Source organism: Serratia sp. LTN-2, assembly GCF_059740205.1.
On the sequence record NZ_JCAXDO010000001.1, the window covers coordinates 183,244 to 198,269 of the forward strand.

The window sequence follows — 15,026 nt, forward strand, 5'->3', positions numbered from 1 at the left end:
CTAGCCGGCGGCGACGCCAAACAACATGCCGACGCCGGAGGAGACCGCCATCGCCAGGGCGCTCCAGATGAGGATGCGCGCGATGCCCGGCAAGATCGGCGCACCGCCGGTTTTTGCGGCGATGCCGCCGAGCACGCCGAGGGAAATCAGCGCCGAGACCACCAGCGCCGGCCGCGTCCAGTCGAGCGGCGCCCACAGCGCCACCAGTAGCGGCAACAGCGCGCCGAGGGAGAAACTCAGCGCCGACGCTAACGCCGCCTGCAGCGGCCGGGCGCGCGTGGCGGAGGAAATGCCCAGCTCGTCGCGCGCATGCGCCTCCAGCGCATCGTGCGCCATCAGCTTTTCCGCTACCTGCCGGGCCAGCGCCGGATCCAGGCCGCGATGCACGTAGATTGACGTCAGTTCACGAAACTCCCCCGGGTAGTCTTCAAGCAGCTCCGCCTGCTCCTCAGCCAGGGCAGCCTTTTCGGTATCCGCCTGCGACGATACCGACACATACTCGCCGGTGGCCATCGACATCGCGCCCGCCACCCACCCGGCGACGCCGGCGATCATCAACGCGGAATGCGAGGCGCTGGCCGCCGCCACGCCCAGCAGCAGGCTGGCCGTTGAGACAATGCCGTCGTTGGCGCCGAGCACCGCCGCCCGCAGCCAGCCGATGCGCTCAATACTGTGCCGCTCTCGGTGCATCCGCTCTCTCCTTCTCGATCTTGCCGCTAGTCTCGCGCTGCCGCTTCCAGGCCGGCGATGTCGATTTTGCCCATCAATAGCATCGCTTCCGTCACCCGCCGCACGCGGGCGGCGTCAGGGTCGTTCATCAACTCCGTCAGACGCCGCGGCACAATCTGCCAGCACAGCCCCCAACGATCGCGCAACCAACCGCACTGCTCCGCCTCGCCGCCTTCGCTCAGCGTATCCCACAGCCGGTCGACCTCCGCCTGATCGTCGCACTCCACCATCACGGAGAAACTGTGGTTGAACGGATCCAGCGGCCCGGCTTCGATCGCCGCGTAGCGCTGGTCGCCCAGGGTGAAGGAGGCCAGCTTCACGCTGCCGGCCGGGCCGCTCGGCGTATCCGCCGGCAGATCGGAAAACCAGTTCACGGACGAACCGGGAATCAGCGCGACATAGCAGTTCAGCGCCGCCTCCATGTCTTTTTCAAACCACAGATGTTGCGTAATTCTGGCCATCTGCGCCTCCTTCACTCATCAAGGATTGGCGCGAACCCGCCAAAGATCATGCGCTTGCCGTCAAACGGCATCTCGCCCAGCGCCTTCATGCGCGGATCGCTCATCATTTTCTCGTTGGCGGCGTCGCGCACCGCCTTGGAGGGATACTCGATCCAGCTGAACACCACCACTTCGCCTTCCTGCGCCTTCACCGCGCCGCGAAAGTCGGTCAGTTTGCCGTCGGGCACATCATCACCCCAACACTCCACGATGCGCGTGGCGCCAAACTCTTTGAACAATGGCACCGTTGCAGCCGCCAACCGGTGATACGCCTCCTTGTTGGCGGCCGGCACCGCCACCACAAACCCGTCGATGTATTTCATCCTGGCATCCTCTTGTCTGTTTAAGGACAGTCGGTTTAACGCAGGCGGAGTTGCCTGCACCCCCTACCAGTTTAGACGGCGGGGGCGCTGCGCGGATCGCAAGTTAGCGGCCGGGGGCCGGCGGCGGGTAAGACTCAGGCGTGGCGACCCGGTTGCGGCCGGCATTTTTTGCTTTGTATACCGCCAGATCCGCCAGTTTCAGCAGATCCGCCAGGCTATGGCCGGAACCGCCCGTACAGGTCACCATGCCGATGCTGACGGTGATCTGCAGCGGATGGCCGGCCGGCATGGTGATCGACTCCGCTTCGATGCGTTGCCGCAGCCGTTCGGCCAGCTGCAATCCCTGCTGAGGCTGGCCGAGCGTCGAGACGATGGCAAACTCTTCGCCACCCATGCGGCCAAACAGATCATTGACGCTCAGATCGGCGGCGATCGCGCGGGTAAAAGCCATCAGCGCCTGATCGCCGCCGGCGTGGCCGAAACGGTCATTAATCGATTTGAAATAGTCGATATCGAGCATCATGACGCAAACCAGCTCGCCTTTTTGGTCAATCACCCGTTCGCCGCGCTGCATAAACGCATTGCGCGTCAACACATGCGTCAAGGCGTCGTGATTCGCCACATGCTCCAGGGTGCGCAACAGCGCATTGCGCGCATAGTTCATGCTGGCGACGGCGATCGGCCCCAGCGCCAACAGCGCAATGCCCAAACGCATCGACACCGCGTTCTGCAACACCTTCATATCGAGCGTCGTGCTCAACAGCCCGAAATCGATCGCCAGATGGCACCACAGCACGTAAACCAGCACCGCGATCATGGTGCTGAACAGTGAAAAGGACATCGCCAGCCACAGCAGCACCGGCATTGGAAAGATCACCGCGCCGGGCCCGCCGATCAGCACGCTGCAAACCGCCGCCAGCGCCAGCAGCGCCAACACCGCAAGTTTTTGCCCCGCCTGCGGCCATTGGCTGCGCTGCATCAGCATGGCGCAAGCCGCGCGCAGGCGATGTCGCCAATCGATGGGAAACACCAGAATGAACGGCATCAGCGTGACGTAATTGGTGAATTCGGACGAGAACCACAGCGCCAGGGAGGTCAAATAGGGTCTGCCGAACAGCCACTGAGAGGCGACGGCGCCCGCCACGCCGGTGACGGCAGCGGCGGCCAGGCAGATGCCGAACAGATACATGCTGGAGGCGCCGCGCTGCAACATGCGCGCCGGTGCCGACAGCCGCATGAACAGCCAATACCCTGCCACCACGCCGGAAAGATTGGCGGCATTCAACAGCAGCGCCTTTTCCAGCGAACTGCCGGTCAACAGGTCCGCCGCCAGATAGCCCAGCACCGCCATGCCCCAGCCGGCGCAGGTGGCCCACTGCGGGCGGCGCACCAAAACGGCCAGCAGCACGGCGTTTACCGGCCAGAATATCGCCAGAAAGCTGCCGGGACGGCTCACGATACCCAGCAGGCACAGCGCAAACACCAGCAAAAAGATGAGGGTCGCGGGCCAGATTTTACGGGTATCGGACAACGGGATGGTTTGCATCTTGGATCCAGAGACTTTCGCTAGCGTAAAGTGACAGTCTTTTCGCGTCACAACCGTCGAACAAGGAGAACACACACGGCCGACCCGGCTATTATTGCCAGTTTTGCCAGCGCGGGCATCTGTTTATTCATCAAGGGAAAATATATTTGTGTATCAATATATTGACGGCAACCAGCTACCAGACGCAGAAACTGCCGAAACGCTGCCGTCACCTCGATCTTTGTGGCCAATCCGGCGAATTTATACCGGCAAAACCGCCATGCTTTTCACTGATGGCAAAATAAAATCTTGCAATGCGCGAAGGGCGCCAACTTCCTCTATCTAATTTCATCAAATGATAATTATAATGATAATCGTTACTATTTATTATTTTACCATGGAATGATATGCGCCAGTCAGTTCTTCGCCACCCCTACAAAAGCAAAAAAAATCCCATTCTGCGTACGCTGCCCCTGTTTGCCGGCCTGTTTCCCGCCCTGACGATCGCCGCCGTGACCGACGCTAAATCGGAGGAGTCCATCACAGTAACCGCCGCCCCGCTGCCTGCCGGCAGCTATAGCGCCGATACCGCTTCGACCGGCAGCAAAACCGCAGCGCCGATCGCCGAGGTGCCGCAATCGATCAGCGTTGTCACCTCTCAGGTGATTGACGACTTCCAGGTCAAAAGCGTCAATGACGCGATGAAGTTCGTCAGCGGCGTCACCCAGGGCAACACACTCGGCGGCACCGAGGACGGCTTTGTCAAACGCGGTTTTGGGGTCAACTCCGACGGTTCGGTGTTCATCGACGGCGTACGCAGCAACCAGGGGTTGAGCATGGACGCCACCACCGAACGCGTCGAGGTGCTGAAAGGCTCCGCTTCACTGCTTTACGGTATCCTCAGCCCTGGCGGCATCATCAATCTGATCGGTAAAAAACCGCAGTATGACTGGAACACCCGCATCAGCGGCGCCACCAACAGCTTTGGCGGCGGCAGCGACAGTGTCGATGTCACCGGCCCGCTGGGCGGCGGCTTCGCCTTTCGCCTGATCGCCGAACGTCAGCACGCGGATTACTGGCGCAACTTCGGCAGCGACGAACACACGCTGCTCGCCCCCTCGCTCAGTTGGTTCGGCGACAAAGCCTCCTTTAACATCGCCTACAGCGAATATAAGTACGACATTCCTTACGATCGCGGCACCGCATTTATCGACGGTAAACCGGTCGATGTGCCCTACAACCGCCGGCTTGATGATTACGCCAACCGCGCCTGGGGCAAAAACAAACGCCTGAGCGCCCATTATGAATACGCGCTGGACCCGATCTGGACCACCCGTGTCAACTACGCGTGGCTGCAGCGCCGTTACGACAGTAACGAAGTGCGCGCCACCGCCGTCGACACCACGACCGGCATCGTTTCGCGCCGCGCCGACGCCAACCGAGGCTTTAATCACCAGACCCACTACTACTCGTGGGATCTGACCGGCTCGCCGGAGGTATTCGGCATGCAGCATGACCTGCTGCTGGGCGTGGACTACGAGAAAAACCAGACCTATAAGGCGTATTCCTATCGCGGCAAGGTGTCGAAGACCTTCAACATGTACGATCCGACCTATGGCGAAACGCCTGTCACTGACAGTACGACCTACAGCGACGCGGCGAGCAATCTACGCGCCACGCTGTTCAGCCGTTCTCTGTACGCCAAGGACAGCATCCATCTCACCGAGCGCTGGATCGCGGTGCTGGGCGCGCGCTATCAGTCGTATTATCAGAACAACAGCAACGGTTTCCGGCAGCCGAAAAATACGCTCAATGACAAATATGACCAGTTTTTGCCGCAGGCGGGACTGGTGTTTAAGTTGACGCCGAGCCTGTCGCTGTACGGCAACTACAGCCGTTCCTTCACGCCATCCACCGCCATCGACGACAATGGCAACGTCGCCACGCCGGAAACCGGCACCACTTATGAAGTGGGCGGCAAATGGCAAGTCACCCCGGCGTTTGACGCCACGCTGGCGCTCTATCGCATCGATGAAAGCAATATGTCGATCTTTATCAACGGCGTGACCCGCAGCATTCCCAAAGCGCGCTCCACCGGCGTCGAACTGGAGTTGAACGGCGAAGTGGCGCGCAACTGGGATCTCACCGCCAACTACAGCTACGACAAGACCGAAATCGTTGAAGACAATCTCAACCCGGCCAACGTCGGCAATCGGCTGGTCAACGCCCCGACCAACATGGGCGGCCTGTACCTCAGCCACCGCATGACGTTGCCGGTGGTGCCCGGCGAGGTGCGCGTTGGCGGCGGCGCACGCTACGTCGGCCGCCGCGCCGGCGATCCGGAGAACAGCTTCACCATGCCGGCCTATACCGTGGCGGATGCGTTTGTCGCCTGGGACAGCAAACTGTTGGGGAAACATACTCAGCTGAAGCTGAATGTGAAAAACCTGTTCAACCGCGAATATTATGCCTCCAGCGCCGGCAATTTACGCGTGATTGAGGGGGAACCGCGCAGCCTGAGCCTGCAGGCGACGGTCGATTTTTAACCTGCCGATTGTCGGGCGCCGTTTGGCGCCCGTATTCATTTCACCGGGTGTCAAAGCGCCTTGCGATACATCACAAATCCGGGACGATCCGCCACCTTGTCATACAGCAGCATCGCCGTCTGGTTGGTTTCATGGGTATTCCAATAGACGCGCGGCAACCCCAGCTGCTGCGCACGCTCGTAAACCGCCGCGATCAGCGCCCTCGCCACCCCTTTACCGCGCACCGCCTCTGCGGTGAACAGATCCTGTAGATAGCAGTTGGGCTGCAGCTGAATGGTGCTGCGGTGCAGCAGATAGTGCGTTAATCCAACCACCTGCCCCTGATGCTCGGCGACCAGCGCGAACATCGGCTCGTAGGCGTCGAAAAAACGCCGCCAGGTGGTTTGCGTCACCTCGTCCGGCAACGCCGTTGCCCCCTCCCGGCCGTAAAAGGCGTTATACCCCTGCCACAGCGCCAGCCAGGCGGCGTAATCCCGTTGTTCCAGCGATCTGACCACGATGCTTTCGCTCATGATGTCCTCTGCGATGATGTAAAAATGCCCGCCTCCAGCATAGAACAGCAAACGTCAACGCGCAGGCCACGGCGCCACATTGAGGTCTGCGGCCGGAGCCGTACATACTCGCAATCGGTGCATCCGCGGCAATGGGCACCACCCATTCAGAAAATATGTAGCGTCAAATGCCGAACAACAGCAATGCCCAGCCACGCTATTTCATTTTCTGACTGTCGAACGTTTCTTGACAAAACATCATCAGTATCCGTCATTTGAAAATAACATGCAAAACACAACGTACTTTACCATGCAATTTTATTATTTCCGCCATGCGGAATAAATTCCATCAGGAGTATCTATATTGTGTTGAAGTAATGCAATTCCATGAGCAGGGTTCTGCATATATTCCGCGATGTAGGAAGGTTCTACTGAACTTTCAATTTTGAATATATCATAAGCCAGCCCCAATAAAACCTCTACAATCAATCCTGGCCCAGTCAAAGCCGAAGTTACACAATAATTTTTTGTTATTAATTCAGTTCTCCACGTTAGAAGCCTGCTCAGATAAAGCTCTGCTTCACCACCGGTATAACAACTGAATATACAGTCATTTCTTTCTAAGAATCGATATCTTTTCTTCATGACCATAAGGATTATTTTTATCGCCTTTGATCTTTTATGAGATGACATGAAGTTATTAAAATAGACGCCCTTTAATCTCTTGAGTGTGCCCAGAGCGAGCAGATTCTTATAAACATACATATTCCCTAATGATGGGATCATATCTAAAGAAAAATTAGAAATATCTTGTCTGATGAGTCTATTTATTGTTTCAAATCTGTCAGCATCCACACTCAACTCTTGTGCATCGAAATCAACCGCATCTTTAGTCAAAATACCATCTAAGCCAATCTTGTTTAAAATTAATTTTGTTTTAAACAGAAGAAATGAATCACTCTCTATGATTCTTTCTTTTTCTATATATTTATTAAGGCTGCAATATATATCATTAGTACATGGGAGTGTATCAATGTCTATATACACTCCTCCATATTGATAGATAATTAAAAGCCTAACAATGTCGCTTGCACTAGCAAGATTACATCTCAATATGATTTCGTAATAATAATATTTCATAAAATCATCAAGGTCAGCACAGAAAATATCCGCTATGTTCTTTTTTATAACGCCTCGTTTTTCGAACCATGAACATTTGATTTTTTTCTCCATCCTCTGATAGGGAATTTTATTCTTGTCTAAGAATTCAATAACCAGGTCATCAAATGTAAACCCTTCTTTTATCTTTGGGTATATATAATTAAAAGCAGAATTTTTTATTTCCAATTCAAGCTCTAACTTATCTTTAACTCTTTTTGTGTTGACGAAGTCAATTATGGCAGTATTGAGAAGTTTGCACAGTGAAGAATCGCTGTCGCACCAAAAAAACACATCCTTATCTTTGTTTGTTTTTTGCCATATTTCAATGTAATGCGCTTTTACTTCATTTAAATCACCAATCCATAAAAAATGCAGGACATTTGGAACTAATGATTTATCTATCGTTGACAACTTCATTTTCAACGCTATCATTTAGGCCTCCATGCAAAGTTAGTTATAATACCATTTGATTATCTTATTAGTTAACTGAAAAGATAGACTATGGCCATAATAATAATGCAAACAGAGCAAAATAATAGATTGCCTGAAAAATCCCTCAGTGAATCCAAGTAATCATTACTGCTTTTATTTAGTTTGATAATCGCATCGCTTTCGTTTTCAGCATCTACTTCAACATGATGCCTTCTGAATCCCTGTTGCTTCATATCCTTAATAACTTTTTGTGTGACCATTTCCTTTGTCATAACTATTGTCTTGTCACTTTTTATAAAGACAATATACCTATTCATCATGCCACCTATAAAGCACAGAATTTTACTTCTGTGCCAAGATTATATCTATTAATTAGCGCTTAGTACCTGACTCTCTGCTCTCTCTCGGCCCAGTACCATTTCCGCCGTAACCATTTCCTGCAGCCATTGAATTACCATTTCCCCAGAAGCCGTTAGCACCAGAACCACTTCCATACGGGCTATTTTGTGACAAGAATGATTGAAGCCCACGATCACCTCCGTTATTGTTGCCACTATTTGTAGAACCATAGCCACCGTTATCAGACGATCTTTTCCCACTACCGTCACGGTCCTGCCACCCACCAGATACGGCATCGAGTTGGCTACTTAAAATTTTTTTCATGAACTCTCTCCTTGAATTGTTCAGGTTTGCAACCATCAAAAATGGTTGAATTTCATACTATCCCTGTACGACCAGCAAAAAAAATTAAATGTCATTAAATTATGATGCTTGTCACATGGATTTTCACACCGCTATAGGAAATTAATCCAACGTTCATTTTCAGGAGTAAATAATCATCGACACCAAGAATAGTTCCCCCTAGCACTCATTGAATGCTTTAATATTCCACTAATTGATTCGTTGAATATTTTATTAATTTTTATCACATTTAACCACAGTTACAAACGCCGCAGAATCAATCGAAAAATATCATTAAAATGGAAATCAGCGATTGGCTAGAATGGTTTATTTCCTATGCGATCGCTCTTCACTTGCCACTATTACCGAAAACACAGGCACCAGCGAGAAAATCCAGCAGCGCGCGGTTGAACAGAGTCGGCCGCTGCAGGGGCGCGAAGTGACTGACGCCCGGCAGCGTCACCAGGCGAGCGCCGGGGATGCTGTGGCTCAGGTAGACGGCATGTTCGGCGCGGATAAACTCATCGTGTTCGCTGTGCACCACCGTCACCGGCACGCGAATAGCCGCCAGATCCTGCGCGGTATAGTTCGGCTGGCTGCTCATCATCAGACTTACGGCGGCGACGAAGGGAGCGAAATCTTCCGGCGTCGGTGACAAGGCGGCATAGTCTTGCGCATGGCGCGCAAAGCAACGTTCGACGATCGGGCTGGACGACGGCGGTTTAACCCCGCTGGCGTCCATATTGCAGCCGAAGAAAAAAACGCCGGCCACCCGCTCGGGTGCCCGGTGGGCAGCGATGAGCGCGACGCAGGCACCGTCGCTCCAGCCCACCAACGCGGCACGCGGGATGCGCAGCGCCGTCATCGCCGCCAACAGGTCATCGGCCATCCGATCGTAACGATACGGCCGTGCGTCGCGCGTGCTGCGCCCGTGGCCGCGGCTGTCGATGACCAGCACGTTATAGCCGGCAGCCAACAGCGTCGGCAGTTGATAGCCCCAGTTGCCGCTGTGGCCCAGGCCGCCGTGCAACAGGATCACCGTCGGTTCGGTGCCATAGGCGGCATACCAGATACGCGCGCCGTCATGCTCGATATCCCCCTGTCGGGCACCGGGCGGCAATGCCGGCGCGCCTTGCGCGGCAAAACGCGTTAAATCGTCGTCGGTTGGCATTTTTCCCCCTCGTTCGTCGACGTGGTGCGGCGAAACGGCATCAGAGGAGTATAGATCGCACCGTAAAGCGGTGCCGTTCGCTTTCCCGACATATACTTAAATCAGGAATCGCAATGGAGGACGGTGAGATGAAAAAGATAACGCTGGTGTTCTTGATGCTGATGTTGAGCGGTTGTATCGGCGGCGGCGGTGGCCCGTCGAATGCGCCGCCGGCGTCGCCGAATGAACCCTACACCTGCAGTAACTCCGGCGCCAACAGCGACTGCTCGCAATCGGTTGAGCCGTCAATGTATTAACCGCGTTCGGCGGGCCGTCGCTGAACGGCCCGCCGCCTTAACGTTGAACTACGAAGAGTGCTCCTCTTCGTTCGCCTGATATCGCGTCGCCTGCTGCTTCATGAATACCACCTCCTGCGGGCTGGACAGGCTCACTTCCTGGGCGCGCAGCAGCTTGAGGATGTTGAACAGCAGTTCGCTCTTGGTGGCGCCGACCATGCGCGGGCTCGGCACGTAGCCGGTCACGCTCAGGATAATGCCGTCCGGCCCCAACTGACTGAAGCGCACATAAGGCGCCGGCGTCTCCAGAATGGTTTCATACTCGTTATAGGCGCTGAGCAAGATATTGCGCACCTGTTCCGGGTCGATAGAGGTCGGGAACGTCAGCGCGATGGTCACCACCCCTTGCGCATTGCCCATGGTGGCGTTGCGCACGTTCTGCGAAATCAGCTGCGAGTTGGGCACGATCATGGTGGAGCGGTCGCTGAGCTGAATCTCGGTGGCGCGCACGTTGATGCGACGCACGTCGCCCTCCACGCCGCCGATGCCGATCATATCCCCCACCTTCACCGGGCGTTCGGTCAGCAGGATCAGGCCGGAAATAAAGTTCTTCACGATCTCCTGCAAGCCGAAACCGATACCGACCGACAGGGCGCTGACGATCCACGCCAGGTTGCTCCACTGAATGCCCAGCGCCGCCAGGGTGATCAGAATCACCAGCACATAGCCGATATTGCTGAACAGCGTCACCAGCGAGGCGCGAATGCCGACGTCCGAGATGGTCTTCGGCAGCAGTTCAGAACCCAACCAGCGCCGTACCGCGCGCAGAATGTAGATGCCGATCGCCAGGCAGATCACCGCGTTGAGCAGGTTGCCGGGCACGATGTTGAAACGCTGCAACCCTTCGCCGGTCAGGATGGAGACGATTTTCTCCATCAGCGTACCCGGCGTGGTGCTGCCGAACGAGCCGTTGAACAACGCGACGATCATCAACAGCAGCAGTGAACATTTGGCCAGCGCGGTGGTGATGATCGACATCTGCTCCAGGTGGCGATCCTTGAAGCTGAGCGTTTTCTTCAGCATCTTGCCGCTGACGGTCTGCGGCGAAAACAGCGCGGCGCAAAAGTCGGTGGCGAACAACACCATGAAGTAGAACGCCATCAGCACCAACACTACCCAAATCAGCTGGTAGGTCAGGAAGCGAGCGAAGGCGATGTAGCCGATCAGCAGTGAAAACAGGATCACCACCGAGCACACCAGGGTGACGATATGCACCAGCCCGCCGACCAGCGTGCGTTTTTCCAGGTGCGCGCCCTGCTGTTCCAGACGGCGGCGAATGCGCTGGCCGCGCAGCGGCGCCGCCAGCAGCACCATGCCGATCAGCCCCGCCACCAGACCGTTGCCGAAGATGGTGGTGGCCAATGAGGCGCTGACGACGTTGTTGATCAGCTCTACGGTGCCGAACGCCAGCGCCAGGCCGGCCAGCAGCGGCGAGAAGTAGCGCAGCCCGGCGGCCACTTCGTTATCCATGGAAGCCAGACGCCACGACGGACGATTCAGCGACAGCGCCGCGCGCCCCAGCCCGGCGATCATCGCGCAGAAGATCCCCAAACGGTTAAAGCCTTCGGCGAAATCTTCAAGCATCACCGGCAGCGGTTGTACGCGAACGAAGACGTAATACAGCAGGTTTAACGCGATCGAGGTGGTGAACACCGTCACCGCCACGGTGACGATAGCCATGAAGCTGCGGCGCAGGCGTCCGTCAGGCAAGAAGCGAATGCTGACCCAGGCAAGGAAACGCTCGGAGAAATAACGTCCCCAGGACCAGACAATCACCGCCAGCGCCAACAGCGCCAGCGTGCCGTAACGCCACTCCTCCTGCCAGCTGGCGTCCCAGGCCGCTTTCATCTCGGTGTTGAACTGATCCAGCCGCTGCACGTCATCCGCTGACGGCTGCACCACCGGCGCCCAGAACTTGATGCCCAGAATACTGCCGGTATTCAGCGCCAGTTGGGTTTTAAACGCTACCCGGCGCAGATCGCTGATCTGTTGCCCCAGGTCGAATGCGCTGGTCTTGATGGCCTGCGCGCGCTTTACCGCATCGTCGAGCTGTTTCTTGCTGTTGTTCAGCGCATTGCGCTGCTGGGCGACCGCTGGGGTTTCCGGCAGCGCGCCAGCGACCGGTGCCGGCCCCAGAACGTCCAGCTGCGCCTGCAGCTTTTCCTGCAGCGGCTGCAGATCGGTAGACAGTTTGTCCATGCCGGCGACCAGATCGTCGGTCGCCAACCGCAGCTTGCTGAGCTGGGTGTCGGTAGTGGCTTTGGAAACCAGCTGCTTCATGCTGTCGAGCTGCTTTTGCGCGGCTTTCAGCTGCGTGGCGGGATCGGGCGCGCTTTCGGCGGCGGGATCATCCTGGGTGGCGGCGACGGCGCCGAGCGGCGTGAGCTGCAAACCCAGCAGCAATAACAACAACAGCAGGAACGGGCGAGGCTTTAACATAAATTCAGTGCTCAGCATCATTATCTGATAGACAGACCAACAGGCGGCGGATGAACCGTCGCTTAACCATAAACGCTAATTATAATAGCTGCTTCATGTCGGCCGAAATACAGTAATTATTCCCATTGTGTGCCATGCGCCCCGGAGGTCATTAGCCTGCTGATTATTCGGGCGCTTTTACACTGGCGGCGCGGCGCAAAGCGCTCTATACTCCAGCCACCGATTAACCTGCAACCAATAAAAGGAGACTTACTATGCTGACGTGTGAATTGGTTTTTCACTCACACTTCTTTGGTAATCGTCGCCGCTCAAGCATTACCGGTATCGTGCTGCGATAACCCAGCTTGAGCGAAGCTTACTAAAATCCAGGATCTTCCCTCCGGCTTACCGGGTTGTCGTCAGCGATGTTTGACGATAGGCATTGTCATGCCTGTAACTCTTGAGTAAGCAATGAGCACATTACTGTCTGCACAATCTGTCGGTTACGACAACGCGTTCGGCGCCCTGCTGAGCGAGATTTCCTTCAGCCTGAAAAAAGGCGATCGCATCGGTTTGATCGGCGATAACGGCTGCGGCAAAAGTACCCTGCTGCAAATCCTCAGCGGTGCCCTGCCCGCACACAGCGGAACGGTGACATTGTCACACCAATGCTTGATGGCGCGCATCGAGCAGCACCTGCCGCCTGAGCTGCACGCCAGCACCCTGCTGGACGCGGTTCTGGCCCGGTTGCCTGCGAGCCAGCACCTCAGCGAACGCTGGCGCTGCGAAGCGCTGCTGGCCGAGATGGGGTTTGAACCAACGAGCTGGACGTTGAACGCCGGCACCCTCAGCGGCGGCCAACATACCCGGCTGCTGTTGGCCCGCGCGCTGATCCGCCAGCCCGATTTGCTGCTGCTCGACGAACCCAGCAACCACCTGGATCTGCCCACGTTACTGTGGCTGGAACAGTTCTTGCGTAACTGGAACGGCAGTTTCGTGCTGGTGTCGCACGACCGCTATCTGCTCGACCAGGTGACCAACTGCACCTGGATCCTGCGCGACAAAACGCTGCAGTTCTTCCGCTTACCCTGCTCCGCTGCGCGCGCTGCGTTGGCAGAACAGGATGCCGCGGACGAGCACCGTCGCCAGGCCGAGCAAAAGGAGATCGAACGGGTAGAGAAAAGCGCCAAACGGCTGGCGGTCTGGGGCAAGGTCTACGACAACGAAGATCTGGCGCGCAAGGCCAAGCAAATGGAGAAGCGCGTCGATCGGTTGAAGGAAGAACAGACTACCCTGACCGCCGGCAGCCCGTGGCGGCTGCGCCTGCAGGGAGAAGCGCTGGACGCCGATCGCCTGCTGGCGCTGCCACACTGGGCGGTGCGTCCGGCGCCGGATGCGCCGGTGCTGTTCAGCCTGGAACACCTGCGGGTGAAAAGCGGCGATCGCATCGCCATCGTCGGGCGCAACGGCTGCGGCAAATCGTCGCTGCTGCGTCTGCTGTGGCGCGAGTATCAGCAACAAACGCAGCGCCCGGCGCTGTTCCACCCGCGGGTGCGCATCGGTTATTACGATCAAAGCCTGCAGCAGTTGCGCGATGAGGACACGTTGAGCGACGCGCTGGCGCAGTTTGCGCCGTTGACCGAGGAGCAGCGAAAAATGGCGCTGATCGGCGCCGGTTTCCCTTACCTGCGCCACTCTCAGCAGATCCGTTCGCTGAGCGGCGGCGAGCGTTCGCGGTTGCTGTTCGTCGGCCTGACGTTGGCCAACCATTCGCTGCTGTTGCTGGATGAGCCCACCAACCATCTGGATATGGCGGGCAAAGAGGAGCTGGCGGAAACGCTGCGCCAGTTCCCCGGCGCCGTCATGCTGGTCACCCACGACCGGATGCTGATTGAACAGAGCTGCAACCGTTTTTGGCTGATCGACCAGCAAAAACTGACGGAGTGGCACGATCTGGCGCCGGTGTACCAGCGCCTGGCGGGCGAAACGCCGGCGCTGCCGACGGCGGACGAGGCCAACGCAAACGCGCCGGCGCCAGACGCGCGGCTGGAAGGCGAAGAAGCGCTGTTGACCGCCCTGTTTGCCCTCGAAAGCAAGCTGGAGGCTGACCTGGCGCGTAAACCGAAGCACCAGAAACCGGCGCTTCAGGCGCGCTGGCGCCGCGAGATTGCCGACCTCACCGCCCGGCTGCAGCTGGGCTGACCCTGACAGGCCGCCTCGGCGGCCTGTTTTTAAGGAGAGCAACATGTCATTTGCACTTGAAGCGGCCTCGTGCGCGCAGCAGCCGCTGTTGGCGGCCATGCTGCTTGACTGCCTGCGCGAGCTGGGCGCCGACGAGGCTTACCCCTATCTGCCGCTCTACTGGCGTGAAGCCGGCCGCTACCCTTATTTGATCTTGAGCGATCGGCAAACGGCCGGTTTTGCGCTGGTCAGGCGCCTGGATAGCGCCAGCGTCGAAATGGCCGAGTTTTACATCCGGCCCGCCTGGCGGCGCGCCGGAATTGGGCAACAGGCCGCTCGCGCCTTGTTTGCGCAGCATCCGGGTGGCTGGTCGCTGTCGGTCGGCCAAGATAACCCCCGCGGGCTGGCGTTTTGGCGAGCGGTGATACCAACCGGGGCCACAACGGCGCCGCTTTCCTCTGCCGACGCCATGACACAGCTGGGTTTTTATTACCCGCCGGGCTGAGCGACACATTAACTTCATCCTTTTATGA

14 protein-coding genes are annotated in these 15,026 nt (G+C 57.0%); 4 read left to right on the forward strand and 10 right to left on the reverse strand.

The window, feature by feature from the left end; translation table 11 throughout:
• The 4 genes from AC6BYQ_RS00840 to AC6BYQ_RS00855 form a co-directional block, all read right to left on the reverse strand.
• Positions 1-690 carry a VIT1/CCC1 transporter family protein gene (locus AC6BYQ_RS00840; RefSeq protein WP_498056114.1) on the reverse strand — a complete coding sequence of 230 codons (690 nt, stop codon included), beginning with the start codon at positions 688-690 and terminating at the stop codon, positions 1-3.
• 26 nt (positions 691-716) lie between these two features.
• Entirely contained in the window at positions 717-1,190 is a 474-nt protein-coding gene (locus AC6BYQ_RS00845) for a VOC family protein (RefSeq protein WP_019455413.1), read from the reverse strand.
• An 11-nt stretch (positions 1,191-1,201) separates the two neighbouring features.
• Positions 1,202-1,552, reverse strand: coding sequence for a DUF1428 domain-containing protein (locus tag AC6BYQ_RS00850; protein WP_063919504.1), 351 nt, complete (start codon positions 1,550-1,552; stop codon positions 1,202-1,204).
• A 103-nt stretch (positions 1,553-1,655) separates the two neighbouring features.
• Positions 1,656-3,098, reverse strand: a complete 1,443-nt coding sequence (locus AC6BYQ_RS00855; protein ID WP_498056115.1) for a GGDEF domain-containing protein — start codon at positions 3,096-3,098, stop codon at positions 1,656-1,658.
• A gap of 386 nt (positions 3,099-3,484) precedes the next feature.
• On the opposite strand from AC6BYQ_RS00855, the gene AC6BYQ_RS00860 reads away from it, so the two are divergent.
• Positions 3,485-5,623 carry a TonB-dependent siderophore receptor gene (locus AC6BYQ_RS00860; protein ID WP_498056116.1) on the forward strand — a complete coding sequence of 713 codons (2,139 nt, stop codon included), beginning with the start codon at positions 3,485-3,487 and terminating at the stop codon, positions 5,621-5,623.
• Between the two features lie 50 nt (positions 5,624-5,673).
• Here the strand turns inward: AC6BYQ_RS00860 and AC6BYQ_RS00865 are convergent, their stop codons facing one another.
• The 5 genes from AC6BYQ_RS00865 to AC6BYQ_RS00885 all read right to left on the reverse strand — a co-directional run bounded on the left by AC6BYQ_RS00865 (position 5,674) and on the right by AC6BYQ_RS00885 (position 9,559).
• Positions 5,674-6,135 (reverse strand): GNAT family N-acetyltransferase, encoded by a 462-nt coding sequence (locus tag AC6BYQ_RS00865; RefSeq protein WP_019455417.1) that lies wholly within the window; start codon positions 6,133-6,135, stop codon positions 5,674-5,676.
• Positions 6,136-6,435: 300 nt separating this feature from the next.
• Positions 6,436-7,707: a TcdA/TcdB catalytic glycosyltransferase domain-containing protein gene (locus tag AC6BYQ_RS00870; protein WP_498056117.1), complete on the reverse strand. Its 1,272-nt coding sequence runs from the start codon at positions 7,705-7,707 to the stop codon at positions 6,436-6,438.
• Between the two features lie 50 nt (positions 7,708-7,757).
• Positions 7,758-7,979: a hypothetical protein gene (locus AC6BYQ_RS00875; RefSeq protein ID WP_345790213.1), complete on the reverse strand. Its 222-nt coding sequence runs from the start codon at positions 7,977-7,979 to the stop codon at positions 7,758-7,760.
• A gap of 100 nt (positions 7,980-8,079) precedes the next feature.
• Positions 8,080-8,370 (reverse strand): hypothetical protein, encoded by a 291-nt coding sequence (locus tag AC6BYQ_RS00880; RefSeq protein WP_154746232.1) that lies wholly within the window; start codon positions 8,368-8,370, stop codon positions 8,080-8,082.
• A 367-nt stretch (positions 8,371-8,737) separates the two neighbouring features.
• Entirely contained in the window at positions 8,738-9,559 is an 822-nt protein-coding gene (locus AC6BYQ_RS00885; RefSeq protein WP_498056118.1) for an alpha/beta fold hydrolase, read from the reverse strand.
• A 128-nt stretch (positions 9,560-9,687) separates the two neighbouring features.
• Here AC6BYQ_RS00885 and AC6BYQ_RS00890 point away from each other — a divergent pair, with 128 nt between their 5' ends.
• Positions 9,688-9,855 carry a hypothetical protein gene (locus tag AC6BYQ_RS00890; RefSeq protein WP_230328910.1) on the forward strand — a complete coding sequence of 56 codons (168 nt, stop codon included), beginning with the start codon at positions 9,688-9,690 and terminating at the stop codon, positions 9,853-9,855.
• A 48-nt stretch (positions 9,856-9,903) separates the two neighbouring features.
• Here the strand turns inward: AC6BYQ_RS00890 and AC6BYQ_RS00895 are convergent, their stop codons facing one another.
• Positions 9,904-12,333, reverse strand: coding sequence for a DUF3772 domain-containing protein (locus AC6BYQ_RS00895; RefSeq protein WP_025159764.1), 2,430 nt, complete (start codon positions 12,331-12,333; stop codon positions 9,904-9,906).
• Positions 12,334-12,783: 450 nt separating this feature from the next.
• Between AC6BYQ_RS00895 and AC6BYQ_RS00900 the strand changes: the two genes are divergently transcribed.
• Positions 12,784-14,514 carry an ABC-F family ATP-binding cassette domain-containing protein gene (locus tag AC6BYQ_RS00900; RefSeq protein ID WP_498056119.1) on the forward strand — a complete coding sequence of 577 codons (1,731 nt, stop codon included), beginning with the start codon at positions 12,784-12,786 and terminating at the stop codon, positions 14,512-14,514.
• A 43-nt stretch (positions 14,515-14,557) separates the two neighbouring features.
• Positions 14,558-14,998 (forward strand): GNAT family N-acetyltransferase, encoded by a 441-nt coding sequence (locus tag AC6BYQ_RS00905; protein ID WP_154746236.1) that lies wholly within the window; start codon positions 14,558-14,560, stop codon positions 14,996-14,998.
• The last annotated feature ends 28 nt before the right edge of the window (positions 14,999-15,026 follow it).